Annotated in this window: 29 protein-coding genes; 10 read left to right on the top strand and 19 right to left on the bottom strand. The window is 68.3% G+C overall.

Features of this window, described 5'->3' with window-relative positions; genetic code table 11:
• Nucleotides 1–92 precede the first annotated feature (92 nt).
• The 6 genes from ASD62_RS02895 to ASD62_RS02920 all read right to left on the bottom strand — a co-directional run bounded on the left by ASD62_RS02895 (nucleotide 93) and on the right by ASD62_RS02920 (nucleotide 7,779).
• Nucleotides 93–1,628 carry an amidohydrolase family protein gene (locus ASD62_RS02895; RefSeq protein ID WP_056914678.1) on the bottom strand — a complete coding sequence of 512 codons (1,536 nt, stop codon included), beginning with the start codon at nucleotides 1,626–1,628 and terminating at the stop codon, nucleotides 93–95.
• The gene (locus ASD62_RS02900; protein WP_056914679.1) at nucleotides 1,625–2,356 is read right to left on the bottom strand and encodes an aspartate/glutamate racemase family protein; all 732 of its coding nucleotides are present in this window, start codon (nucleotides 2,354–2,356) and stop codon (nucleotides 1,625–1,627) included. The genes ASD62_RS02895 and ASD62_RS02900 overlap by 4 nt, the downstream gene beginning before the upstream one ends.
• Nucleotides 2,353–3,285, bottom strand: coding sequence for a carbohydrate kinase family protein (locus ASD62_RS02905; RefSeq protein WP_056914680.1), 933 nt, complete (start codon nucleotides 3,283–3,285; stop codon nucleotides 2,353–2,355). The genes ASD62_RS02900 and ASD62_RS02905 overlap by 4 nt, the downstream gene beginning before the upstream one ends.
• Nucleotides 3,278–4,453, bottom strand: a complete 1,176-nt coding sequence (locus tag ASD62_RS02910) for an SIS domain-containing protein (RefSeq protein WP_056914681.1) — start codon at nucleotides 4,451–4,453, stop codon at nucleotides 3,278–3,280. The genes ASD62_RS02905 and ASD62_RS02910 overlap by 8 nt, the downstream gene beginning before the upstream one ends.
• 53 nt (nucleotides 4,454–4,506) lie before the next feature.
• The gene (locus ASD62_RS02915) at nucleotides 4,507–5,289 is read right to left on the bottom strand and encodes a BtpA/SgcQ family protein (RefSeq protein ID WP_056914682.1); all 783 of its coding nucleotides are present in this window, start codon (nucleotides 5,287–5,289) and stop codon (nucleotides 4,507–4,509) included.
• A 945-nt stretch (nucleotides 5,290–6,234) separates the two neighbouring features.
• Nucleotides 6,235–7,779 carry an FAD-dependent oxidoreductase gene (locus ASD62_RS02920; RefSeq protein WP_082580537.1) on the bottom strand — a complete coding sequence of 515 codons (1,545 nt, stop codon included), beginning with the start codon at nucleotides 7,777–7,779 and terminating at the stop codon, nucleotides 6,235–6,237.
• Between the two features lie 159 nt (nucleotides 7,780–7,938).
• Between ASD62_RS02920 and ASD62_RS02925 the strand changes: the two genes are divergently transcribed.
• Both ASD62_RS02925 and ASD62_RS02930 read left to right on the top strand, forming a co-directional pair.
• Nucleotides 7,939–8,304, top strand: a complete 366-nt coding sequence (locus ASD62_RS02925; protein ID WP_082580538.1) for a helix-turn-helix transcriptional regulator — start codon at nucleotides 7,939–7,941, stop codon at nucleotides 8,302–8,304.
• Nucleotides 8,301–9,431, top strand: coding sequence for an ArsO family NAD(P)H-dependent flavin-containing monooxygenase (locus ASD62_RS02930; protein WP_235530610.1), 1,131 nt, complete (start codon nucleotides 8,301–8,303; stop codon nucleotides 9,429–9,431). The genes ASD62_RS02925 and ASD62_RS02930 overlap by 4 nt, the downstream gene beginning before the upstream one ends.
• Here the strand turns inward: ASD62_RS02930 and ASD62_RS02935 are convergent.
• From ASD62_RS02935 to arsB, 5 genes are all read right to left on the bottom strand, one after another.
• The gene (locus tag ASD62_RS02935; protein ID WP_056914683.1) at nucleotides 9,417–9,863 is read right to left on the bottom strand and encodes a low molecular weight phosphatase family protein; all 447 of its coding nucleotides are present in this window, start codon (nucleotides 9,861–9,863) and stop codon (nucleotides 9,417–9,419) included. The genes ASD62_RS02930 and ASD62_RS02935 overlap by 15 nt on opposite strands.
• Nucleotides 9,856–10,828: thioredoxin-disulfide reductase (gene trxB, locus ASD62_RS02940; RefSeq protein WP_235530611.1), on the bottom strand; the 973-nt coding region annotated here is incomplete at its 5' end. The genes ASD62_RS02935 and trxB, both read right to left, overlap by 8 nt.
• Nucleotides 10,829–10,864: 36 nt before the next feature.
• Nucleotides 10,865–11,281, bottom strand: a complete 417-nt coding sequence (locus tag ASD62_RS02945) for an arsenate reductase ArsC (RefSeq protein WP_056914684.1) — start codon at nucleotides 11,279–11,281, stop codon at nucleotides 10,865–10,867.
• Nucleotides 11,282–11,314: 33 nt separating this feature from the next.
• Nucleotides 11,315–11,959 (bottom strand): arsenate reductase ArsC, encoded by a 645-nt coding sequence (locus ASD62_RS02950; protein ID WP_056914685.1) that lies wholly within the window; start codon nucleotides 11,957–11,959, stop codon nucleotides 11,315–11,317.
• 36 nt (nucleotides 11,960–11,995) lie between these two features.
• Nucleotides 11,996–13,168 (bottom strand): ACR3 family arsenite efflux transporter, encoded by a 1,173-nt coding sequence (gene arsB / locus ASD62_RS02955; protein ID WP_369818743.1) that lies wholly within the window; start codon nucleotides 13,166–13,168, stop codon nucleotides 11,996–11,998.
• Between the two features lie 61 nt (nucleotides 13,169–13,229).
• Here arsB and ASD62_RS02960 point away from each other — a divergent pair, with 61 nt between their 5' ends.
• Nucleotides 13,230–13,571, top strand: a complete 342-nt coding sequence (locus tag ASD62_RS02960; protein ID WP_082580540.1) for a metalloregulator ArsR/SmtB family transcription factor — start codon at nucleotides 13,230–13,232, stop codon at nucleotides 13,569–13,571.
• Between the two features lie 425 nt (nucleotides 13,572–13,996).
• On the top strand, nucleotides 13,997–14,137 hold the full coding sequence (locus ASD62_RS20000) for a hypothetical protein (RefSeq protein WP_157581255.1): 141 nt from the start codon (nucleotides 13,997–13,999) through the stop codon (nucleotides 14,135–14,137).
• A 27-nt stretch (nucleotides 14,138–14,164) separates the two neighbouring features.
• Here the strand turns inward: ASD62_RS20000 and ASD62_RS02965 are convergent, their stop codons facing one another.
• Both ASD62_RS02965 and ASD62_RS02970 read right to left on the bottom strand, forming a co-directional pair.
• Nucleotides 14,165–14,833, bottom strand: coding sequence for a hypothetical protein (locus tag ASD62_RS02965; protein WP_056914686.1), 669 nt, complete (start codon nucleotides 14,831–14,833; stop codon nucleotides 14,165–14,167).
• 104 nt (nucleotides 14,834–14,937) lie between these two features.
• The gene (locus tag ASD62_RS02970; protein ID WP_157581258.1) at nucleotides 14,938–15,267 is read right to left on the bottom strand and encodes a hypothetical protein; all 330 of its coding nucleotides are present in this window, start codon (nucleotides 15,265–15,267) and stop codon (nucleotides 14,938–14,940) included.
• A 432-nt stretch (nucleotides 15,268–15,699) separates the two neighbouring features.
• Here ASD62_RS02970 and ASD62_RS02975 point away from each other — a divergent pair, with 432 nt between their 5' ends.
• Nucleotides 15,700–16,326, top strand: a complete 627-nt coding sequence (locus ASD62_RS02975) for an ATP-binding protein (RefSeq protein WP_157581261.1) — start codon at nucleotides 15,700–15,702, stop codon at nucleotides 16,324–16,326.
• 19 nt (nucleotides 16,327–16,345) lie between these two features.
• On the opposite strand, the gene ASD62_RS20005 is transcribed toward ASD62_RS02975, so the two are convergent.
• Nucleotides 16,346–16,633, bottom strand: a complete 288-nt coding sequence (locus ASD62_RS20005) for a hypothetical protein (protein ID WP_157581264.1) — start codon at nucleotides 16,631–16,633, stop codon at nucleotides 16,346–16,348.
• Nucleotides 16,634–17,143: 510 nt separating this feature from the next.
• Between ASD62_RS20005 and ASD62_RS02980 the strand changes: the two genes are divergently transcribed.
• From ASD62_RS02980 to ASD62_RS03000, 5 genes are all read left to right on the top strand, one after another.
• Nucleotides 17,144–17,809 (top strand): hypothetical protein, encoded by a 666-nt coding sequence (locus ASD62_RS02980; RefSeq protein WP_056914689.1) that lies wholly within the window; start codon nucleotides 17,144–17,146, stop codon nucleotides 17,807–17,809.
• A 67-nt stretch (nucleotides 17,810–17,876) separates the two neighbouring features.
• A complete protein-coding gene (locus tag ASD62_RS02985; RefSeq protein ID WP_056914690.1) occupies nucleotides 17,877–18,371 on the top strand; it encodes an RNA polymerase sigma factor in 495 nt (164 codons plus the stop codon).
• 199 nt (nucleotides 18,372–18,570) lie between these two features.
• On the top strand, nucleotides 18,571–18,933 hold the full coding sequence (locus tag ASD62_RS20010) for a hypothetical protein (protein ID WP_157581267.1): 363 nt from the start codon (nucleotides 18,571–18,573) through the stop codon (nucleotides 18,931–18,933).
• A gap of 66 nt (nucleotides 18,934–18,999) precedes the next feature.
• On the top strand, nucleotides 19,000–19,257 hold the full coding sequence (locus ASD62_RS02995; RefSeq protein WP_056914692.1) for a hypothetical protein: 258 nt from the start codon (nucleotides 19,000–19,002) through the stop codon (nucleotides 19,255–19,257).
• A gap of 387 nt (nucleotides 19,258–19,644) precedes the next feature.
• Entirely contained in the window at nucleotides 19,645–20,052 is a 408-nt protein-coding gene (locus ASD62_RS03000) for a hypothetical protein (RefSeq protein ID WP_056914693.1), read from the top strand.
• 100 nt (nucleotides 20,053–20,152) lie between these two features.
• On the opposite strand, the gene ASD62_RS03005 is transcribed toward ASD62_RS03000, so the two are convergent.
• The 5 genes from ASD62_RS03005 to ASD62_RS03025 form a co-directional block, all read right to left on the bottom strand.
• On the bottom strand, nucleotides 20,153–20,782 hold the full coding sequence (locus ASD62_RS03005) for a rhodanese-like domain-containing protein (RefSeq protein ID WP_082580542.1): 630 nt from the start codon (nucleotides 20,780–20,782) through the stop codon (nucleotides 20,153–20,155).
• Nucleotides 20,783–20,891: 109 nt separating this feature from the next.
• Nucleotides 20,892–21,704, bottom strand: coding sequence for a sulfite exporter TauE/SafE family protein (locus ASD62_RS03010; RefSeq protein WP_056914694.1), 813 nt, complete (start codon nucleotides 21,702–21,704; stop codon nucleotides 20,892–20,894).
• A gap of 168 nt (nucleotides 21,705–21,872) precedes the next feature.
• A complete protein-coding gene (locus ASD62_RS03015) occupies nucleotides 21,873–22,052 on the bottom strand; it encodes a hypothetical protein (protein WP_056914695.1) in 180 nt (59 codons plus the stop codon).
• 69 nt (nucleotides 22,053–22,121) lie between these two features.
• Entirely contained in the window at nucleotides 22,122–23,534 is a 1,413-nt protein-coding gene (locus ASD62_RS03020; RefSeq protein WP_056914696.1) for an MBL fold metallo-hydrolase, read from the bottom strand.
• A gap of 43 nt (nucleotides 23,535–23,577) precedes the next feature.
• Nucleotides 23,578–23,898, bottom strand: coding sequence for a rhodanese-like domain-containing protein (locus ASD62_RS03025; protein ID WP_056914697.1), 321 nt, complete (start codon nucleotides 23,896–23,898; stop codon nucleotides 23,578–23,580).
• Nucleotides 23,899–24,079 lie beyond the last annotated feature (181 nt).

Here is a 24,079-nt window from a genome sequence, read left to right on the forward strand (position 1 = left end):
GACGGCGAGCTTCTTACCACCGGGCCAGGAGGCGGATGGGCGGTCCAGGATGGGTGAGTAGTCGTAACGCTCGTCAGGCCTTGGCACGCATGTCATGCGGATCCCACCCATCTGTTCATGCCGACGTCGGCGAGCGCCGCGTCGTGGACGAGCCCCTTGTAATGGGGAAGGAAAGCCTCGGCGTCATGGCGGGCGCGCTCGACCGCTGGCCGCTTCCGGGCGAAGAGGTCGCGCGCTTCGTCCAGGAGGGCGGATTCGTCGACGGTCGAGATGGCGCCGTCCTCGAAGACGATGCGCCCATCCACCATGGTCAGTTCCACGCTATTGCCGGACTCGCAGTAGACGAGCTGACCGCGCAGGTCGTTGAAGGGCGTGAAGGCCCGGCTATGAAGGTCAAGGACGACCAGGTCGGCCAAGAACCCCTCTCGCACCGCGCCGAGCTCATCAGACCGCAACAGGGCCGCCGCGCCGCCCACCCAAAGACTGTCGAGAACCTCATGAGGCGATGGCCACTCATCGCTCTCGAGTCCGGACACGTTGTGGATCAGGCCGGCCATCTTGACGACTCCCCACAGGTTGCACGAGTCGTCGCAAATCGCCTCGTCAATCCCCAGGCAGGTGGTGATCCCGCGATCCTTGAGCTTGCGGAAGGGCGCCACGCCGCTTCCCAGCCGCAGGTTGCTGACCGGGTTGTGGGCGACGATGGCTCCAGAGGATGCGATGAGGTCCAGGTCGTGGTCATCGACCCAGACAGCATGGATGACGTTCATCCGCTCACTCAGCAGGCCGAGGTCCGCGGTGTACTCCACCAGGGACCGGCCAGCGAACCGTGGCTGGGTCGTCGCCAACGTCCGTTGCAACTTCGTCTCGAGCATGTGCGCGAACAGAGGGATCCGGTAGACACGACTCAGGTCGTCCAGCGCCGCAAAGTACTCAGGGCTCACTCGTTGCGGTGCCGACACGGACACGGCGGCAGTGAGGCGACCGCCCTCGGAGCCGTGCCAGCGGGAGATCAGGTGGTCGTACATGTCGAGCAGCGCCGCCGCGCCCATCGGGGGCGACGCCGACAGGGCTGCACGGACGTGGGGGTCTGCCGTCTGGGAGAGGGGGAGCTTGTCCGCCTCCCTGACCTCGGGCTGGTCCAGCGCCACGCTGGCACGCATGCCGGAATCCGCGTAGGCCTGCATGACGGCGTCGATGATCTCCGAGGTGGGAAAGGGCATGAGGAACGCGTCGTCCTGCACCGTGGTCACACCCGTGCGAAGCATCTCCAGAGCCGCCAGCATCGTGCGCACGTACGCTTCCCGCGGCGTGGGGACGAGCTGCTCGTCCGACGGTGACTCGAAGAGCATGAACATTTCCAGTGGCAGGCTGCGCAGCGAACCCTTGAGGTGGTTCGCGGGCGAATGGAAGTGAGCGTTGACCAGACCGGGGACGATGAGCTTCTGTGCCCTGCCGTCGATGACCCGGTGCGGGCCGTCCTGGCCGAGCCCTTCGTCGAAAAGCCGTCGAGCGTCAGCCCCGATCGAGGCCACCCGGTTGCCGAGGACCAGAAGGTCGGTGGGGCCCACCATCCCTGCAGGGTGGTCGCCGTCGTACACGAAGACATCCGTGAACAGGACGCTCATGATCGGTCCCCCGTCGTCGGTCGGTCGGGCCGAGCCCAGGTACCCGCACGGGAGGTGGCCACGCCCTGCGCGACCAGCCCCTCGGCCAGCACGACTGCTGCTGCTACTCCCTCGATCACCGGGACGCCGAGGCGCGCCTGCAGCGGAACGACGAGATCAGCCAAGCCGGCACAGCCGAGAATGATGGCCTCGCTCGATTCCTGTTCGATGGCGATCCTGCCCTGCTCCACGAATGCTTCGAGCAGGTGGCTGGATCCGTCAGCCAGTTCGCTGACCGGCACGTCGATCGCACGAACCGTGCAGCGGTGCCCCAGCCCCAGGGCGCGCACGACCCGGTCAGACTGGGCCAGCGTGCGCCGCGGCATTGTGATCACCGTGAACCGGTGCGCCACCAGGGTCGCGGTGAGCAGCGCGGCCTCGGTCATCCCCACCACCGGGCCGATTGCGACCTCGCGGGCCGCCTGCAGTCCCGTGTCGCCGAAGCAGGCGATCACGTAGGCAGCCGGCGGCTCGTCCGTCGCCTCCGCCTTCTCGACCTCCTCGAGGACGCTGAGGGCAGCGGTGACCTCATCCGTGTGGCTCTCCACCGTGGCCACGCCGTGTCCCGGCGTGACACCCACAAGTTCTGTCCCCGGCCGGGTCGCCAGGGAAGCGCGAGCCACCACAGCAGCAGTCATCGACTCGGTGGTGTTGGGATTGACGACCGCGATCCGCAGTGCGTCCTTCATCTGCCGACACCTCCATCCCCAGCGCCTGGCCCAAAAACCTGACCGGATCTTTCGACCTGTTGAGCTGCTGACACGAGGGCGTCGACGCCGTAGGCACTGATCGCGACCCTCGCTGCCGTGGCTCCGGCACGGGCGGCCGTCGCGGCGTCACCGGTGCGCAGGTGGACTGCCGCGAACGCTCCGCAGAAGGCATCTCCCGCCCCGGTGCTGTCGATCGCGGGAACAGGTTCGGTCGGCACTTCGAGAACTCGGCCTTCCTCGACCACGAGACTCCCCCGCTCGGCCCGCTTGATCACGACCGTCCGCGGCCCAAGTCCTCGGAACTGTTGCGCGGCAGCTACCAGGTCCGTGGTGCCGGCCAAGGCGACAGCTTCCACCTCACTGGGCAGGAACACGTCGCAGCACGAGATCATCGCGTTGATCGACTCCCGGTTCCCCTCGAGGTAGTCCTCCTGGAGGTCCAGGTAGAGGCGGGCACCGCTGTTCTTCTTCAGCCACGGTGTGAGCGCGAGCTGCGAGGCCAGGCTCATGGCCAACAGGACGATGCCGTCGGCGCCCAACGCTGCGTGCGGGACGTCCACTGGGTAGACCGACATGAGGTCGAAGTCCTCCTCGGTCGACAACATGTCCCAGGTGCGGGTCCCGTCCGCGTGGTAGGTGATGATGTTGCGGATGGTCGCGCTGTCCCTCTCGGGGAGGTCATCGGCGCCGACGCCTGCCGTAGCGAGGGCGCTGAGGAGCTCCTGGGGGACGTCGTGCCCCACCGGGGCCAGCATCCTGACGTTCTCGGTGAACAGACGGGCGGCCAGCGCCGCATACGCCGCATCACCACCGAGCGCCGGTCTGCCGCGCTCTCCACCGTACCTTGCTTCGTCGATCGTCAGGTTGCCGACGCAGACCAACGAGCGGTCCGACGTCCCGTCAGTCACCGAGGGCCGCCTCAGCAAGGGCGAACTTCGCCATCCCGAGGTGATAACCGATCATCTGGGCCGGCACCAGGTACAGCAGGGGGCTCAGGGTCTCCGAGACCGCAGGCATCTCCACAACCTGGTTGGCGTCCGCGTCGAAGGCTCGTTCTCCTTCGGTACTGATGGCGTAGAGCGTGCCGCCGTACCGTCGAGCGTCCCGCCCGGTGTATGTGGCCCGAGCCACCGAAGGTCCTGTGGGCGCGAAGAGGAACAACGGCTCGTGCGGCTTCTGGGAGTTGTAGTGGTGGTACTCCTCGACCTGGATCTCCACCGCGTGGTCCGGAGTCGTCTCCTTGACCTTGGCGGCGCCGACGATTGCAGCGGCCCAGTTCGGGCCTGCCGCCGAGAACAGGTACATCTGCCGTGCTGCTTCGGCAGCAGCGATCTGGGCGATGGGCCCGTCCACTCGATCAAGCACACGGGCCATCAGCTCGGGGGCACCAGCGAGTTCACGACCCAGGTCGGCCGCCCCCGTCGCGCCACGCTGGATGCCGACCTTGCTCGCCAGTCGGAGCAGGAGCGCGAGAGCGGCTGTGGACGACTGCGTGGGCCAGCCCACTCTCGTGGCCTCGATCATCAGGGAGTGCTGGCTTTCCTGGTCGATCGAGGAGGCGGGTGTGTTCGTCAGCGCAAGGGTGTAGGCGCCAGCGTGCTGGGCCACCAGCACTGCCTCGACCGTGCGAGTCGTCTCTCCCGAGCTGGACAGGGCGATGACCATGGAGCGGTTGGTGACGAGGTGTTGCTGGTAGTAGGCGAACTCCATGCACTGCACGGCCTCGCAGGGCACGCCGGTCATCAGCTCCAGTGCCTGTCGCGCCGCGATCATCACGGCCAAGGAGTCACCGGCGCCGACCAGGAAGATCCGGTCGAACGACCGGGTAGCCATGTGCTCGCTCACCGAGTCGAGACCAGCGACGTTCCGCTCCCACGTGTCGAGGATGGCTTGCGGCTGGCCGAACATCTCTCCTCGGGTGACCTCGACGCGGTGTCGACGTTTCGGGTCCAAGGGGTCGTCGGTCGGCAGCGCGAGAATGCTCGCGCGTTCCCCTTCGGAGACACGCGCGACGACAGACTGCTGGCGCGCATCGAGGGGGCTGCCCGGCCCCAGGAGGGGACTGTCGAGGGTCATTGGCAGGTGCCTTTCAGGTCAGTGGTCACACCGGGTCACAGGGGCCGACGACGTCAGCGCGGAAGGGAGTCGCGATACAGCGACCCCAGATGATCGGCCCTCGCGGCGTCGATCCGCGGCGCGGACCCGCCGGAGGTCTTGAGCACGCTTCCTAGGATCGCTCCGTCGGCTCCCCGAAGAACCGCAGGCAATGACTCGGCAGTGACCCTGCCGCCAACAAGCACGTCGATCCCGGCGCCCAACTCGGCCTTGACGCGAGCGATGTCGTCAATCGCGTCGCCGACTCCGCTGTCTCGGGTCACGATGAGCTTGTTAGCCCCGCCGAAAGCCACGGCCTGCGCTGCCGCCCAAGGGGTGTCGCCAAGGAGGGATGCACTGGTCGCCTCGTGGGCGTCTGCCCAGACTTCCACCTCGCTGCCGAGAAGCCGCTTCATCTGTGCAACCTGCAGCGAGCAACCCTGGATGAACCCCGTCGGGCCCGCGGAGACGCCAGTGAGGACCTTGACACGGACAAACTGCGCGCCAACAGCATGTGCGACCGCAACGGAAGCGGCTCCATCGTTGTGGCCCACGATCACACCCAGCCCCAAGCTGGTGGCAGCGCGCACGGCCGCTCCAACCACGGCCAATGCCGCGACGGTCGGGGCCCCCACCAAGGAGGGCTGAGGATTGTCGCTGGCGTCTTGCACCATCACGTCGGTGAATCCCGCGGCCTCCAATATCTTGGCATCGGCCGCGGCGGTCTTCGCCATCTCCCGGACGCAGGCACCACCATAGTTGGCGGCCCCCGGCAGCGGCGGGAGATGCAGCACCCCTACAAGGCGGAACGTGCTCATTGGCACCTCTCAGTCGGTAGATCTCGGACGGTATACAATTCGGCGCGACACGTCAATGGTCGCAGGAGCTGAAATCTCGGCTCTTGGACGAGCGCAGGGCTGAACGTCGCTCATTCCAACGACTTTGCCTCGATGACGGCACCGATCGACCCCTGAAGCCTATGGACTTCGAAACTATTCGTGCCCAGTTCGGTATACATCGCGTGGGAAGCGTGGGCGACGTCCACCTGCCTGTTGATGACGCACCGCCTGGGCCACGTTCAGACGTCATGGACGTGACAGTGGATGCGTCGGCCAATAGACCGGGGATTGCCCGGCAGGATGCCGCTCTGCGGGGAAGTCCCCTAGTCCCAATCCTTCGAGGTGGTCGACCCACACCGAGATGCTGCGGCCCAGCTCCGCGGGACGTCAGGCCGCTCAGAGGGCGGACGTACTCGTCCAAGGTCCACAACACGATCGCCATGGCCGTGAGGTCGGTCTCAGGAGAATAGAGAGACGGCCTCGAGACGCAGCGACTGACCTGTTCCCTGCACGGGAAGTGACTAGCTCTCTTTCGCACGTCCACGCACGTCAGGGGACGTGCAGGGACCGGCACCAGGGCCGAAACGCGACGTCTTAGTCAAGCAGCTGGTCAAGCAGGCGTCGCGGGCCCGACCCAACGAAGAAGCCCCTGACCGGCGTTTCCGCAGGTCAGGGGCTGTTTCGTACTGGTGGGCGATACTGGGTTTGAACCAGTGACCTCTTCCGTGTCAAGCATTCTCGACCCGTCCGAGACCGTGCCCAGACGTCCATCTGAGCACGAACCAGTCCCCCGACGTGCCCCTGAATCCGCCCGCACACGCCCTCGTTGTCAAGCAGTTAGTCAAGCAGGCCAAAGCGTTCTGCCGCGGCTTGCCATGCCCGCCCCATCCCCGGGCGGGGCGGGCGTATCCACCTCGGTACGGCTCAGCCGCAGCAGCCGCCACCAGAACTCGGTGACGTCCCACTCGCCAGCGCGAGGGACGTGCGGGTAGTCGGCTGCGCCTCGAGATCCCCTGCGCGGCCGTTCGGCACCCCTGTCGCGAATCCGACTCGCAGCCGCTCGAGCGACTCCTCGGTCGCAGGGTCGGCGATGGCTACGTCGGGAGTGGTGTCGCAGCAGCCACCCGAAGACTGAACACCAGTAGCGACTTCGTCATCGGACAGCGCGTTGGAGGAGGAACACACGCCTGTCTCGGGAAGCACCAGCTGGACCTCGTCTGCCGCGGCGTCGTCACCGGCCAGGTGCGCAGCGATGGACCGAACCTGCTCGTTGCCGGTGGTGATGAGGAAGGTCGGGGCACGGCCGTAGGACTTCATCCCGACCGTGAAGAAGCCAGGTTCCCTCTCGTGCGCAAGCTCTCGCCAGCCGTGCGGACTCACGGTTCCGCAGGAGTGGAAAGAGGGGTCGATCAGTGGGCCGAGGGCACGGGGTGCCTGAACGGATGGGTCGAGGTCGAGCTGGAGCTCCGACAGCATCGCCAGGTCGGGGCGGAACCCGGTCGCGGCGGCGATGTTGTGCACGCTGGCGATGAGTCGCTCTCCGTCCGCTGTGTCACCGACGACGGAGACGGTGTCATTGGTGTGGATGTCGAGCTGCCGAGTGGCGAACCCGGTGACGTACTCCAGAGCTCCGGACGTCACCAGGTCCTGCAGGTCCGAGCCGAGGCGTCCGCGGTCGGCGAGCTGGTCGTCGGTGCCGCCACCGAACACGCGGCGCGCACTGGTGCCGCGGATGGCCCACACGATGCGGGTTCCGGGCACCTCCCGGGCGAGCTGCGCGAGGGCGAGCAGGGTGTTCGCGGCGGAGTGGCCCATCCCGACGACCAAGGTGGTGCGGCCGGCGAACCGGGCGCGGTCGGCGCCGAGGACGTCGGGCAGCGGGCCGACGAGGAACCCGGCAGTGCGAGCCTGCTCCTCCCCCAAGGCTGCGAGTCCGGAGGAGCCGAGCGGGTTGTGCTGTTCCCACGTTCCGGAGGCGTCGATGACTGCCCGTGCCTGCAGGTCCTCGACGGCACCGTCGGTGTGCTGGACGCGCACCACGAACGGCCGGTCAGCTCGGCCCACGGTGCGGGAGCGGTCCAGTCCGTCGCGCGAGACGGCGAGCACGCGTACGCCGGTGCGGACCACGTCCGGGCCGAGGGCGTCCGCCAACGGGCGCAGGTACCGGTCGACGATGTCGGCGCCGGTCGGGGACTGGCGCTCCGTCGGCCGGGTCCAGCCGGTCGGGGCGAGGACTTGCTCTGCGGCCTCGTCGACGATGTACTGCCACGGGGTGAAGGTCCGGATGTGGCCCCACTGGGTCATCGCGGTGCCGACGTGGTCACCCGCCTCCAGGACCAAGGCGCTCATGCCGCGGTCGACCAGGTGCGCGGCCGCGGCGAGGCCGACGGGGCCACCGCCGATGACCACGACCGGTGGATCGGCTACGGGGATTGGTGCGCTCTGGGTGATTGCCTGGGTGATGCTCATGGGTGTCTCCTTCGACTGCTTGCCTACGGGTGGACCCGGTTCGGCGTTGGAACATCACGTCTCGCTTCGACGTTCATCGAATCATAACTTCGAGACATGTGGAAGCATTCCATCGAACTTCGTCGAAGTATTTCTCGCCCGAAGGTAGGATCGGCTGTGATGACGACCAAGACCTCACTGCCCACTAAGGCCTCAGGCACCCCACTGACCGTGCTGACCGCCTGCTGTGCTCCGGTGGATTCGGCCGTGGCTGACGACGCGGCTCAGTCGCTTGCCACCATGTTCAAGGCTCTGTCCGACCCGGCCAGGGTGAAGGCGATGTCGATGCTGCTGAACGCCGAAGAGGTGTGTGCCTGCGACATCGCCGACGGCATCGGCAAGAGCCAGGCGACTGCCAGCCACCACCTGTCCATCCTGCGCAAGGCCGGGCTGGTCACGGGAGAGAAGCGCGGTACCTGGGTCTACTACCGCGCGGTTCCCGAACGGCTGGCCGCCATCGGCGATGCCCTCGCGCTCGGGACGTGACCGCACTCACCGGTGCTGAGGTGAGCGGGTACGACGTCGACGTTCTTGTCATCGGCGGCGGACAGGCCGGCTTGGCCGCTGGCTACCACCTGCAGCGTGCCGGCTTCGTCCCCGGCAGCGGGTACGTCGTCCTGGACGCCAACCTCTCCCCCGGCGGCTCATGGCAGCACATGTGGGAGTCATTGCACCTGTTCTCCCCAGCCGGGTACTCCTCCCTGCCCGGCTGGCTCATGCCGCCGAGCGAGGGTGAGGACTTCCCACCCGCAGCGCACGTCGTGGACTACCTGTCGCGCTACGAGCAGCGATACGGCCTGCCCGTGCACCACGGCATTCGCGCGGACGCGGTGCGCCGCGCCGACGACGACCCGACCGGGCGACTGTTCGTGGAAACCACCGTCGGCACGTGGTCGGCGCAGGCGGTGGTTTCGGCGACAGGGACGTGGGGTCGGCCGTTCATCCCGCGCTACCCCGGGATGGACACCTTCACGGGCCGTCAGCTGCACAGCGCCGACTACAGCTTGCCTGAGCCCTTCGCAGGACAGCGCGTGGTCGTGGTCGGCGGCGGTAACACGGGTGCTCAGCTGCTGGCCGAGCTGTCGTTGGTGGCTGACACGACCTGGGTGACGCTGCGGCCACCACGCTTCCTGCCCGACGACGTCGACGGTCGGGTGCTGTTCGACGTGGCCACGGCTCGCCGCAAGGCGCTGGACTCTGGACAGCGCGACACCGGCGGGGTCACCTCCCTCGGCGATGTCGTCATGGTCCCGCCCGTCCACCGAGCCCGCGACCGTGGCGTGCTTGTCGCCGAGGCCATGTTCGACCGCCTCACACCCACCGGCGTGGCCTGGGCTGACGGGACCGAACGGCCCGTGGACGTCGTCCTGTGGTGCACCGGCTTCCGCCCCGACCTGGGCCACCTGTCCCCCCTCGGACTGCGCCGTCAGGACGGACACCCGGTGACAGTGGGGACCCGCGCGGCGGACGAGCCACGCCTTCACCTGCTCGGGTATGGCGACTGGACCGGTCCCGCCTCAGCCACCCTGATCGGGGTGGGCCGGACTGCCCGGGACGCCACTCGGCAGGTGGCCCAACTGCTCGGCAAGGAGCCGGCTTCACCCGTCCGCTGACCCCGTCAGGCGGACATGCAAGTCATGAACCCGATCGGCGATGTCGTCACGGACCAAGCGCATCCGCTCGATGCCGTCAATGCCTCGCTCCGAAGGTTCGTCAGTCACCCACGTCTCGAACGCAGGCCCCTCGACGGGGTCGACCTTCGCTTCTGCGCCGAGGGTGACGACCACGTCCATACGCGCCAGCAGATCCCGGTCAACGGACTTGGGGAACTCACCCTCCATGGACACGCCTACCTCCTTCAAGGACTCAAGAGACAATGCGTTGAGTGCATCCTTGGGCTTCGTACCCGCAGAATGGACCTCTACGGCGTCCCCCACGAGACTGCGCATCAGGGCGGCAGCCATCTGCGACTTCCCGCCGTTGCCGACACACACGAACATGACCGACGGACGGGCGGGTACGCCAGCCTCTTCAGGCTCAGGCATCTACCGCCGCCTCCGCGCGCAGAAGGGCCGCGTCCTGGTCGGGGGCGCCGGCGTGGTCGCGGTCGGCGAGGAAGCGCTCGGCGTCCAGCGCAGCGGCGCAGCCCGAGCCGGCGGCGGTGATGGCCTGGCGGTAGGTGTGGTCGACGAGGTCCCCAGCGGCGAAGACGCCCGGGAGGTTGGTGAGGGTGGTGCGGCCCTCGACGAGCACGTAGCCCTCGTCGTCGAGCGACACGACGTCCTTGACGAGCTCGTTGCGCGGGTCGTGCCCGATGGCCACGAACAGGCCGGTCACGGGCAGCTCGCGCGTCTCGCCGGTCTCGGTGTCGCGCAGGGTGACACCGGTGAGCTTGGCGTCGCCGTGGATGGCCTCGACGGCGGAGTTCCAGGCGAACTTGATCTTGTCGTTGGACAGGGCGCGCTCGGCCATGATCTTGGAGGCACGCAGCTCACCGCGACGGTGGACGATGGTCACCGACCTGGCGAACTTGGTGAGGAAGGTGGCCTCCTCGACGGCCGAGTCGCCACCGCCGACGACGGCGATGTCCTGGTCGCGGAAGAAGAACCCGTCGCACGTCGCGCACCACGAGACGCCGTGGCCGGACAGGCGCTTCTCGTCGGGCAGGCCGAGCTCGCGGTAGGCCGAACCCATCGCGAGGATCACGGCGTGGGCGCGGTAGGTGTTGCCCTCCGCGTCGACGACCGTCTTGACCTCGCCCTCGAGGTCCACGGACTCCACGTCGTCGGTGATGATCTGCGCGCCGAACCGCTCGGCCTGGGCCCGCATGTTCTCCATGAGGTCGGGCCCCATGATGCCGTCGCGGAACCCGGGGAAGTTCTCCACGTCGGTGGTGTTCATCAGCGCGCCACCGGCGGTGACGGCGCCCTCGAACAGCAGGGGTGCGAGGTTGGCCCGGGCGGCGTACACGGCGGCGGTGTAGCCCGCCGGGCCGGAGCCGATGATGATCNTGGATCTCCTGCTGAGTTGTGACTGTTGTGCCGTTTCAGGCGATCGCGACCGGGACGTTCAGCTCGCCGAGGAGGGCGACAATTCGGCCCTTGATGTCGTCGCGGATCGGTCGGACTGCGTCGACTCCTTGACCTGCGGGGTCTTCGAGCTCCCAGTCCTCGTAGCGCTTGCCGGGGAAAATCGGGCAGGTGTCGCCGCACCCCATGGTGATGACGACGTCGGACTCCTTGACGGCGTCGGTGGTGAGGATCTTCGGCTTCTCGGCCGAGATGTCGATGCCTTCTTCCGCCATCGCGGTGACGGCGGCGGGGTTCACCTGGTCACCCGGGGCGGATCCGGCTGAGCGGACCTCGACCGCGCCCCCGGAGAGGTGGGCGAGGTATGCCGCCGCCATCTGGGACCGGCCTGCGTTGTGGACACAGACGAACAGGACGCTGGGCTTCTCAGACATTCGGGTTCCTCTCGTGGAGATTCTTGTTGGTGTTCAAGGAGTGCGGTCCAGGACCTCGGCCAGGAGGCCGGTCACCCTCGCCTGGATGTCATCACGGATTCTCCGGACCACCTCGATCGGCTGCCCGTCCGGATCAGCGACGTCCCAGTCGAGGTAGCGCTTGCCGGGCAGCACCGGGCAGGCGTCGCCGCAGCCCATGGTGATGATGACGTCGGCTGCGTGGACGACGTCGTCGGTCAGGGGTTTGGGGAACTCGTCGGCGATCTCGATGCCCCGCTCGGCCAGGGCTTGCACGGCGGTGGGCAGGATCCGTCCGGTCGGGGCCGACCCAGCGGACCGGACGTGCACCCGGCCGGCTGACAGGTGGTGGGCGAGGGCTGCACCCATCTGGGACCGGCCAGCGTTGTGCACGCACACGAAGAGAAGCTCAGGTGTCGTGGACGGCAGGCGTCCCTGAGCCTTGGCCGCAGCGAGGAGCTGGTCCTTGGCGAAGCGCTCGACCAGCACCGGCAGGAAGTCGGGGACGGTAGAGACAGGTTCCAGACCGGCCCTGGCCGTGGCCACCGCTGCTTGGACGGTTTCGCGGTTGAACGTCCCCGCGTACCGGTACGTGAGGTCGTCCACGATCTGCTCGTAGGTGGCCTCGGGTACGGTCCGCACTTTGCGTTCAGTGCTCACGTGACGCTCCGTTCGTTCTGGGGGAACCGTGGTCGATCAGGTGGGCGAGGTGGTGCTGAACCGCTTGCGCAGCGCGAGGCTGACGTAGACCAAGGCGACCAACGCGGGCACCTCGATCAACGGACCGACCACCCCAGCGAGTGCTTGGCCTGATGCGGCGCCGAAAGTCGCGATGGCGACGGCGATGGCTAGTTCGAAGTTGTTTCCCGCAGCGGTGAACGCGAGCGTGGTGGTGCGGGCGTAGCCCAGTCCCAGTCCCGCGCCCATGGCGAAGCCACCACCCCACATCACGGCGAAGTACACCAGGAGGGGCACAGCGATCCTGACCACGTCGAGCGGGTTGGAAGTAATGGCGTCGCCCTGCAGCGCGAAGAGAATCACGATGGTGAAGAGGAGGCCGTACAGCGCCCACGGCCCCACGCGCGGGAGGAACTTCGCCTCATACCACTCACGGCCTCGCCGACGCTCCCCCAGACGGCGGGACAGGAACCCGAGGACCAGGGGCACCCCGAGGAAGATCAGCACCGAGCGGGCAATGTCCCAGGTCGACGCGTCGATCCCGGTCTGCGACAGACCCAACCAGCCGGGGAGCACGGAAAGGTAGAACCAACCCAAGAGCGCGAAGGCGAAGACCTGGAAGATGGAGTTGAGCGCGACCAGGACGGCAGCAGCCTCACGGTCACCACACGCGAGGTCGTTCCAGATGATCACCATGGCGATGCACCGAGCCAATCCCACGATGATCAGGCCCGTGCGGTAGGCGGGCAGGTCGGGCAGGAAGATCCACGCGAGCGCGAACATCAGCGCCGGGCCAAGGACCCAGTTGAGCAGCAGCGAACCGACGAGCAGACGCTTGTCCCCCGTGACCGAGTCGAGTCGGTCATAGCGAACCTTGGCCAGCACCGGATACATCATCACGAGCAGACCGATGGCGATCGGGAGTGAGACACCGTCGATCTCAACCTTGCTCAGTGCGTCGCCCAAGCCGGGGATGAGGCGTCCCAGCAGGAGGCCGACGAGCATCGCGATGCCGATCCAGACCGGCAGGAAACGATCCAGCGTTGACAGCTTGCCGGCGACCGGGTCGTGGGTCGGCGCTGTGGGCGGGGTCAAGCGGGTGCTCACGGGGAGGAAGCCTTCCGTCGCGTTCATCAGGGTGACGTGCCGTGCGGCACGCATCGACAGCCGTCGATGCTGTGAGGGTTCCACGCTGTATTGTTCGGTGTCAATATAGGAGTGCATCAATGGATCTGAACGGAAGGTGAACTCGATGCCGGACCTCGCAGTCAGCACACCGACGCTGGCGCCCAGCTGCCGCCCGGGTGGTGTCGTCCCCATCGACCGGCACGAGGCCACTGCACAGGCGACCCTGCTCAAGGCCGTCGCCGACCCGGCACGACTGCAGATCCTCAACCTCATCCGCAGCTCACCCAGCCAGGAGGCTTGCGTCTGCGACATGACCGATGCGGTGGGCCTGTCCCAACCCACGGTGAGCCACCATCTCAAGGTCCTCATCGAGGCAGGCCTACTTCGTCGCGAGCGCCGCGGCACATGGGCGTGGTTCACGCTGGTGCCCGAGCGGTTAAGGGAGATCGCCCTCATCTTTGGGTAGGTCAGGGACAGGAGGGTTGTGTGCAGGCGCAACCGCCCGACTGACTCCTTCCCCGCATGGCATTCCCCCACCATCCGCGGACGTGCCCGGACGTCCATCTGAGCACGAAACCAGTCCCCCGCGGTCCGCTGGCATCCACTCGGACACGCACCCGTCGTCAGACAGTTAGTCAAGCAAGCCCCCTCTATTGATCTCGTCGCCGACGAGAGCCCGCACGGCACTCACATTGCCCACGCATTCGCCGGGGCACCATCGCCCAACAGGTACGCCCACCTCGCCGGCCATATGCACTCCCATGCCGATGACAATGCGCTTGCCACCTACAACCTCGCTGCGGCTTCAAGGCTGCTGACCCTTGGCGCATCCTTGGGCGTCCCCGCCCTGGACCTCGCCGAAGGCGATCGAGGTGTCGACAGGACAGCTGGATGGGCGACAACCTGAGGGATGTGAAGTACGACCTGCTGTTCAAGGACGTGGGACTCTTCGAAGGCGAGATCGGGCGCTCCCGGTCACCGAACTCGGGCAAGAGGTCGAGCAGGACATCCTGGGCGCGCGCGGTCTGCTGATACGGCCCATTAGGTGCGTCCGACCGGTCACCTCTCGAGCCCCGCCCGGTCGGCCCAGGAATCGATAGTGTTCGGCCACCACCAGTCCTTGCCTCGGTCGGTTCCGTCCGGCTCGGGAAACGTGCCGTTGTTGCGTCGCAGCCGCAGGTCGTCCGGTGACCAGCCAAGGTGCCGGGTCACAGCCCGGTACCCCCACCTCGGCGGTGATGCCTGCTTGGCGAGGCGTTCGACCGCCGCGTTGCTCAACATGAGCACGGCGCCAATGTGGGTGCGGGAGCACCCGCCAACCCACAACGCGTCGAACGCGACAAGGGTGGCGGCGTCCATGTCGTTCTTGGTGGCCAGACCACGGGCCAGCAGGGTCCGGGTGGTGCGGCCTTGGCTGCCGCGCCAGCCGGCATCGTCACCAGCGGCCGCCAGCGCCACGGTCAGCGCCACCTTCTGCAGCCGGGGAGGTATGCGCCTGCCCGCAGCGCCGCGGTGCCACGTCGCAGCGCGGGCGATGGCGCGCAGGTCGGCAACGCCCACCTCGTCGAACCCGGTCAGGAGTCGGCGCCGGGCCACGTGCACCTGATGGGCGGCCCAGTGTCCGTCCTCATCCGCGGGCCCCAGGTGTTCGGCGAGGACCGGCGCCCACGCAGCGCCCAACCCCAGCAAGGCGCACGCCTTCACCGCGTCGCAGTTCGAGGTCGTCACTTCTCACCCCCTTTGCGGCCGTCATCGTGCGCCCAGTGCCGTGGCTCATTGTGTGCCGAGCACGGCTTGCGCGCCGGTCATCCACAGCTTTTGCCCCCGGTGGGTCACAAACGACGGGCGCGCGCTTCCTTCGCGAGCTGAGCGACACGCCCCTTCGACAGGTTCGTGGCCGCAGCAATCCGGTCGTAGCTCCACCCCTGCCGTCGCAGCTCCGCCACCGCCCGCAACCGCGGCAGCGCCAGCTGAGCCAGAGCGTCGTCCAACGCGGCGAACGTGTCACCAACCGCCGCGATGGCCGCCAACGGATCGGCCAGGTCCGCCAACGACTGCGCCTCGTCCGAGATTGCCTGATGCAGCTGCGGCGACAGCTGAACCGCCCGGTACCCGGAACGGCGACGGCGACGGCGACGACGACGACGACGACGACGAGGCATACGCACCACCCGAATGCGTGTAGACCACTACACGCGAACGGGCGCGCCGGAAGTGTCGCTTCTTGAGGTGCGGACCCTTGCCGTGGCGCTCGTCGGCTCTCTTGGCTGTCACCTCAAAGGGCTTGGCAGGGCCGATATCCTGCGCGAGTGGCGCATACCGTCGCAAGCAGGCCCGTTCCTGAGGGAGAGCCGTGGGCGCGGATCGCTCTCGCGGTGTTGGCTGATGTGCCTGGCGCCTACCGAGCTGGTTTGGCTGTGGTTGAGGGTGGCGGGCGGCGGCTGTTGTTCACGGCGAGCGACCGTGACGGTACGAGCAGTGTCCCTTGGTGTGAGATCGACGCCTCTGCGGATGTTCCGTTGACGCACACTGTGCGCACAGGTGAAGTTGTGGCGGGCTCACGGGAGAGTTTGGCGGGCCGGTTCGGGGACTTCATGGACCGTCAGCTGCCCAAGATGATGTCGTTGGTGACCGTGCCCGTTGTCGCGGCCGGTCAGGTGATGGGTGGGTACATCCTGTTCTACGACTGTCCGCAGTCCTTCGACCCGTCACAGGTCAGTGATCTGGAGGGCGTGGGGGCTCAGCTCGGGGAGGGGCTGCGCCGGGTCCAGCGTGCTGTGACCCCGGCGGGGGCGCTTGCGGCGATGGCGGTGCCAGGTGGGGTGCGAGCGGCTACCCACAGCGTGGCCCCGGACACCCATGGCGTCGCTGGGGCCCGTCACTTCGCGTCGCGGACGCTGGCCGCGTGGGACGTTGACGAGGCGGTCGTATACAACGCGTTGCTTTGCCTCAGCGAACTGGTCACTAACGCGGTCATTCACACCGGAGCTGGGTGCGAGGTTCAGCTCCTGCTCGACGAGCAGGTCCTGACTACAACCGTTCGCGACGGCGGCTCTAACGTCGTTGTCGACCCCAGCAGGGTGGAACAGGACCCGTTGGCGGCGCATGGTCGTGGGCTGGCGCTGGTCGACGCGCTGGCGACAGGTTGGGGTTCGGAGGTGGACCTTGGGGGGATGAGTGTGTGGTTCGTGCTCGAGCTGGGTGTTTCAGCTCGCGGCTGAGCCTCGCCTGAGGTCACTGTCAGCGTGCGAGGTCTTCACCGGCTCGTCGGGACAGGGCAATCAGCGCGTTGTACAGCGGAGCTGCTGACGGAAGTGCGGCCGTTGCTCGACGAGCGGCTGGAGCCCACCGGTGTGCGGTGTTGGTTGCCGTGGCGAACGGCGAACAGGCCACACCAGCGACCTGGGCAAGCTCATCCGCGTGTTCAAGGCCGGACGTGTTCTTGTGCAGGTGGCCGTACCACCAGCCGGTGGCGTCAGGCCGCGCGCCATTTCCGGTCGCGCCCGTAATTGCCTTCTTCATGCACACGGCGCAAACATCGCACACGCGCCAGCTCGCACCTGGCCGTACAGGTCCGCCCTCAACCAGACGGACAGACTTGGGCGACACTCCGGTGCGCCTCCCGTCCGTTGAAACGCTCAAGGACGGTGGCCTCCTGCCGGCGAGGTGGGTGTCGCCCAGCGGAAGGAAAGCTCATACCCCCTGCAACGTGAGCCGCCCTCAGCTGGAGCGCATTCACCTCCAGACAACCCCGGCGTGATCGTCTGAACGGGCCCGGCCGCCCAGCACAGATTGCGGGTGCACCATGAGTAGCAGCGCGCCACCTCCCCGCCCCGCCCAGGCGGACGCCGTGGCCATGCCTGCTCGGCTGGCGAGTGGCGGCCAGCCCTGGAGTAACACCAGATGCCCGGGCGGAAGAGACGGCTGTCGGGCAGCGAGAGTTTCGTCGCAGGGTAAACCTTCGGAGCGTCGCCGGCCTGTACATGGGTGGCGAACAACCCGCGGCCGGTGCGGCGTCACCACGATGGAGGAACCGCCATGAATCGTTCACGTCATGCCCTGATCGTGCTTTTGGTGCTCGCGTTCACCGTCCTTGGGGCACCATCGTCCGCGCGGGCGGGCGCGCCGCCGCCGGTTGAGCAGTCGCGCCTTGTGCCGTCGCTGAGCCCGTCTTTCGCGCCGTGGTCGTGCCGGACCACGCAGTCCGGCCCAGTGTGCAAGGGCGAGCGTCATTTCTCCGGGGCATGGGAGCTTTCCGATTTCCCCTGTGGCGACACCCAGATCTGGGCTCGTGGCGAGTCCGACCGGTACCAGACCCGGTACTACAACCGCGACTACTTGGACTCCCGCCGTGAGTTCCGCACGCGTGACATCGACTTCCTGCGCACTTCCCCCACTGGCCCGGCCACGGCGACGATCAGCACGAACGTCCGCTTTGCCGAGACGTTCGCGGTCCCGGGCGACGACACCACCCGCACCATCGTCAGCGACGGCGTCCTGTGGGACATCCGCCCGGTTGCGGGGCCTGCGGTGTGGCGGGCGGTTGGCACTCTCGTCGAGCCCCCTGACTCGGGCGCCACTTTCAGCGGTCATGTGACCGCTGGGTCGCAGACCATTCGGTATGAGAACGCCCCGCTCTCAGAGGTCCTCAGCGACGACACCTTCATCGCTGCTGTATGCGCAGCAGCCACGGCCGGACAGTGACAGCATCAGCGGTGGGCGGCCCGGACCACGCTGGTGAGCACGTGTCGGGGATGGCGGAAGGGACACCATGCAGCGCGACGAGCAGCGGGACTACGAGTGGGTCTACCGCAATGGGTTCACCTCCGTGGCCCGGACGGTGTTCCTGATCGTGGGAAGTCGGGCGGTCGCAGAGGAGATCGCCCAGGACGCCTTCCTCAAGCTGCTCCAGAAGTGGTCGTCGGTGTCCGACTACGAGCGACCCGAGGCGTGGGCGCGCAAGGTCGCGGTGCGCATGGCGGTGCGCTACGTCGGGCGTGAACGGTCCCGACCGCAGCGCGAGCGTCGCGCTCAACCCGCCCCTGTGGACCCGACGCTGCCTGACCCGGACGTCGCCCGGGCCGTAGCGACGCTGGCGCCGATGCAGCGCGCGGCGGTCGCTCTCTACTACTGGGAGGACAGACCGGTCCTCGAGATTGCCCGCATCCTTCAGGTGTCGGAGTCAACGGTGAAGCAGCATCTGCACCGGGCCCGGGCCCGGCTTGCTCAGACCCTTGGCGAGGAGGTGACCGGCGATGTCCGTTGACGAGCGTCTGCGAAGCGGCTTGGTCCGCAACGCCCGCAGCCTTGACCCCGACGTTGAGGTCTTGCTCGAGTCGGCCCTCGCCACGCACCGGCGTGCACTGTGGTTGCGCTGGGGTGCCGCTACGGGCGGGCTAGTCGCGGCAGCGTCCGCCGCAATCGTCCTGGTGATCGGCGGGTGGGGAAGCGACCGCGACGCACCGGTGCTCCCAGCCAAGACGCCGACCGCATCGGTCGCCATTCAGGGCCGGTATGCCGGACAGGTCGCTGCGCTCCCGACGGTTCCGGAGGTCGCGGGGCGATGGGTGCTCGAGTTCAAGGCCGGTGGGGTGCTCACCGTCACCGCGCCTCCCACCTACTCCGGCGTGGTGTCCGGGGTGCTGTACGCCGTGCAGGGCCAGGAGATGCGCACCGACCTGTTCAGCCAAGACCGGTGCGCGGGCCAACCGTTGGGCCGGTACGCCGTGACCCGGACCGGGTCGCGGCTTGCCCTGATGGCGGTGGACGACCCATGCGCGGCGCGCGTGGGCGTGCTGGGGGCTACCGCCTGGACGGTCGCCCCTTGAGCGACGTCAACCTGAGCGACGGCGCCGGCCTGTACACAAGTAGGCAGACCTGAAGGGACTCCAGTCATGAGGACACGAACCGAGGCGGCGACGCTGTTGGCCGTCGGCATCCTGCTCGCAGGGTGCGGTGGCGCACCGGACAGCGGGCAAGCGACGCCGTTGTCCTCCCCGCCACCGTCCACCACCGCGCCGACCTCCACCGCGCCGACCTCCACCGCGCCGGCGACGGACAAGGCTCGAATCCCCGATGGGACGTGGACCCGTGAGGTCACGAAGGTCGCCCGGGCCGGCATGGACAAGGTCGCTACCGCCGCCAAGTCCTGACCCCAGACAGCTGCAACGGGTGCCGCAGACACGTCCGGGATTGCGGCGCCCGCCGCGGGGTGTCTGCGCCTGCCGCCAGCGTCGTCCTCACCGCGACGTGTAGACCACCACACGCTTGATGGGCACGCGTGCTGGCCGGGGTGAAACTGTGGTGCGCAGGGAATTCCGGTGCGGCATCGTCACGGGCAACGGGGTCCTGCGACGCTGACTTCATGCCGGCGGCCAACCATCAGCGTTGCAAAGCATGGTCAAGGACTTCGCTGCAACCCTGCCTGCGATTCGGAGCGCCTTGACCATCCCGGCCTGACGGGAACGAACCGTGACCTACGACCCTGCTTGCGGGTACCTGTTGCTGCGATCGTGGAGGCGCGCCCAGGAGGTGCACTGATGACTACCCGACCTCGCGACCCACGTCCCGCGGCCCCCACGGGCTATGCGACGCACGGCGGCCGGCACGACCACGCGGCTGCCGCCCGCGCCTACCGTCGCGCCTGGTGGTCCCTGACCCTGTACCCGCTCACGTTCCTGCTTGCGTTCGGCCTCGGCGAAGGCATCCTGGCCTTGCTCACCGACGACCCCGAGCATGCCGCGTTCTGGCAAGGGGCTCTGGCGGCTGTTCCCGCCCTGGTCGTGTTCGTCACCCCCGGCATCCTTGCCATCACCCACGGACGCACTGCGGTACGTCTGGGCCGCCGCGCTGGCCGCATTCCTGCCATCGTCGGCGGCGTCATCGGTGGCGGCTTCATCGCGACCAATCTGGCTGCCTTCATCAACGGACTCATCACATCTGGCTGAGCGCAGAATCATGGGCCTCGACTCCGGTGAGCTGTCGCACGGGGCACGGCGCAACGGGGGTGGCGGCCTCGGCTGACCGCTACCCCCGCCGCTTCGACAACTACCGGTCGTCGCGCAGCTCGCGCAGGACGGTTGCCATGTCGGGTGCGTTGCGCCGGTTGTACGGCAGCTTGGACAGCAGCATGCCCATGGCGCAGCTGTTCGTCACAGCTGCACCGGTCAGGCCGGCGCCGATGCCGGCAGAGACCCACTTGGCCCACGGGGCGACGGTGCTGGCAAGGACTCCGGCCAGGACGATGCTGCCGGCGACGAGGCGCACCTGCCGCTCGAGCTCCCACGTCTGCGCGCCGCGCGTCAGCGGTCCACCCGCGGCTTCCCAGGCGGTGATGCCACCGGTCAGGACGTGCAGGTTCTCCAGCCCGGTGGTGGCCAGGACGGTCTCGGCCTGCGCAGCCCGCGCGCCGGAGCGGCAGACGAGGACGACATCGTCGCCCAGGTGGGTGCGCAGCTCACCCTTGTGCTCGCGCAGCAGGTCCAGGGGGACGTTGTAGGACCCGGGGATGTGCGCGGTGGTGAACTCGGCAGGGCTGCGCACATCAAGCAGGCGAGGCCCATCCGCTGCGGTGAGCCAGTTCTGGACGGCTGCGGCGTCCAGCGCGGCGGGTCGCCGCAGCCGGGTGCCGGTCAGGGTCGCCGTGGTGGGTGTGTCGGTGGTGGTGGGGTGGGTCATCGTTTCCTTTCGAGGGCGCGCCGGGTGACTCCCGGCAACGTGTTGAGGGCGCGCCTGTTGCGGCGCCGAACCTCGCGCAGCTGCGGGTGGCGCATGCGGTGGCCGCGGGTCAGAACAGGGCAGGGATGCTGCGCGCTGCGGTGTACAACGCGACGGCGACGAGCAGGACGGCGAACGCGCGGGTCAGGTGTGCCGGCTTGACGCGGGAGGTGATGCGTCCGCCGAACAGGCTGCCGACGATGGCCGCAGCGGTGAACCCGGCGATGAGCTTCCAGTCCAGGTCGGTGCTGCCGGTGGTCATGCGCGCGGTCAGGGCGGTCGCGCTGTTGACGGCGATGACGAGCAGCGAGGTGCCGACGGCGACCGGCATGGGGAACGACAGGGCCAGCACGAGGGCTGGGACGAGGACGAAGCCACCACCGACGCCGAAGAACCCGGTGAGCAGCCCGACTGCTGTGGCGGTGACGACGACCTTGGCCAGGCGCGGGCACGCGCAGGTGATGGGGTGGAAGGTGAGGATGGGCTCGATCGTTGGGTCTTCGAGGTCGCCCTTGACGCCGGTGCTGCGTAGTGAGCGGCGGATCATGAGGGTGGCGACGATGAGCATGAGGCCGGCGAACGCGGTCAGCAGGACCTGCGGGTCGACGCGGGCGGCGAGGGCGGACCCGGCGAAGGACCCTGCGGTGCCGAGGGCGCCGAACATCAGGCCCTGACCGAACCGGACCCGGCCTGCGCGGGCGTGCGGCAGGAGGGCGATGAGCGAGGTGACGCCGACGATGAGCAGGGAGCTGGTCGTGGCCGACCGGGGGTCCTGGTCGAGCAGGTAGACGAGGGCGGGGACGGTGAGGATGGACCCGCCACCGCCGAGCGCGCCGAGCGCGAGGCCGATGACCAGTCCAAGGGGCAGTACCAGGGGCGACACGGTGGGTGTTCTCTCCTAGGTTTTCGTGGGCCCGTCGGGGACCAGCGCAGGGGCGCCGGCCCCCGACGGGTTGACCAGGACGCGGTTCGGGGGATGCGCGTCCCGGTCAGGGCGCCGCCGTCAGGGGGGATGACTGCGACTCCCAGCTTTGTGGGGTGAGCGGGTGGCTCAGTTCCGCCCGAAGAGACGTCCGAGGAACGAGCCGCTGCTGGCGGCGGCCTTCTCGTCGGCGCTGTGGCCGGGGCAGCGGTCGGCGCGGGCCACGCCGGCCATGACCTGGTCGACGTGCTGGCCGCAACCGGCCCAGGTGGTCTTGCCGCAGACCTTGCAGTTCACGGGACGGCACATGATGGGTTCTCCTTCAGACGGGGGTGTGGGTCGAGCTCGGTGGTCCTGCGAGGTGCGAGGTCGGAGGTTTCAGGCTGCTGCGGTGATGGGCAGGCCGGAGCTGGCGGCGTTCTCGCCGAAGCTGTCGTCCACGGCGACCACCGGGACACCCCGGGCGGCAAGCACCGAGGCAGCGATCGAGGCGCGGTACCCGCCGGCGCAGTGCACCCAGACCTCACCTGCCGGGACGTCGTCGATGCGGGCGAGCAGCTCGTGCAGCGGGATGTTCACGGCCCCGTCGATGTGGCCGTCGTCGAACTCCGAGGCGCGGCGGACGTCCAGGACGGCGACCTGGCGGTGGTGGCGCACCTGGGCGAGGTCGGCGAACACGGCGCGCTCGAAGCTGCCGAGGGCGTTGTCGGTCCAGTTCTCGGGGGTGCCGGTGGCGGCGCCGGCGAGGTGGTCGATGCCGATGCGGACGAGCTCACGCTGCGCCTCGGCCACCTGCTGCGGGCTGTCCCCGAGCAGGGTCAGTGGGGTGCCCCACGGGATGAGCCAGCCCAGGTAGGTGGCGAACTGCCCGTCGACGCCGAAGTTCAGGGTGCCGGTGACGTGGCCGGCGGCGTATGCGGTGCGGGTGCGCAGGTCGACCACCCACTCGCCTCCGGCGATGCGCGCGGCGAGGGTGTCCTTGTCGGCGGCCTCGGGTGCACTCAGGTCCGGCGCCCCGGGACCGGAGCTGTTCGCCGGTCCCATGTGCGCGTAGTACGCCGGGTAGGCGTCCAGGCCGACGAGGGTGTCGGCGACCCAGCGCTCCTGCTCCTGGGTCAGGGCCGGGTTCTGACGCTTCTCGTCACCGATGGTCGAGGCGGTGGTGTCGCCGGTGGAACCGGCCGAGCAGAACGACCCGAACCCGTGGGTGGGAAGGACGTGGGTGTGCTCGGGCAGCTCGTCGGCCAGGCGGTGCGCGGAAGCGAACTGGTGGTGGACCAGGTCGTGCGTGTGGTCCTGCCCGAGCAGGTCCGGACGGCCGGTGGCACCGAAGAGCAGCGACCCGCCGGTGAAGACCCCGACCGGCTCGAACGCCTCCCCGGCAGCGGGCGCCGCCTCGAGGGCGTAGGACAGGTGCGTGTAGGTGTGGCCGGGGGTGGCGATGGCGCGGACCCGCATCGTGGCGGACACCTCGACGACGTCGCCGTCGCTGATGGGCGACCGCTCGTAGGACACCTCGTCCGCCGCGTTGACGTGGTACTTCGCCCCGGTGGCCTGCGCGAGGGCCAGTCCGCCGGTCACGTAGTCGTTGTGGATGTGGGTCTCGAACACGTCGCTGATTCGCACGCCGGCGTCGGCGGCCAGGGCCAGGACGCGGTCGATGTCGCGCTGCGGGTCGATGACGACGCCGACCAGCCCGTCATGGGCGAGGTAGGAGCGGTCGCCGAGAGTCGGCGTGTCGATCGGGACGATGACCGGGGTGCTCACTGTCGTGCTCGTGCTGGTGTTCATGGGTGGTCCTTTCCGGGACGCGGTCGTGAGGGAGGCGCTGCGGTCAGGCGGTGGGGCGCTGACCAGTGACGACCGGGCGGCCGCTGGTGGCCCAGGCGGAGGTGCCACCCGCCACGGACAGGGCGTTGAAGCCGGCGTGGACGAGGTAGTCGGTCATGGCGCTGGAGCGGTTGCCGCTGGCGCAGATGACGTAGACGGTCCGGTCGCGGTCGAGCTCGCTGGTGCGCGACGGAAGCTGGCCCATCGGCATGAGCACGGCGCCGGGGACGTGGCCGCCGACGTACTCGCCGGGCTCGCGGACGTCGATGACGCATGCGCCGTCGTCGTGGGCCGCGGCGAAGGCTTCAAGGCTGACCTCGGACATCTGACTGCTCTCCTTGACTTGGACTTTGATACCCAGCGGGGTATCTGACCGACCCAACGGTAGTACCCCTGGGGGCATTCCCGTCAAATCCAGAACCGGGCCTGTGATGTACCCCACGGGGTATCTGTTCGGGCGGTGGGAATGGGCGAGACTGAGATGGCGCTGCATACCCCAGCAGGTA

It is taken from the genome of Phycicoccus sp. Root563 (assembly GCF_001427915.1).
In the GTDB taxonomy this organism is placed as follows: Bacteria; Actinomycetota; Actinomycetes; order Actinomycetales; family Dermatophilaceae; genus Pedococcus.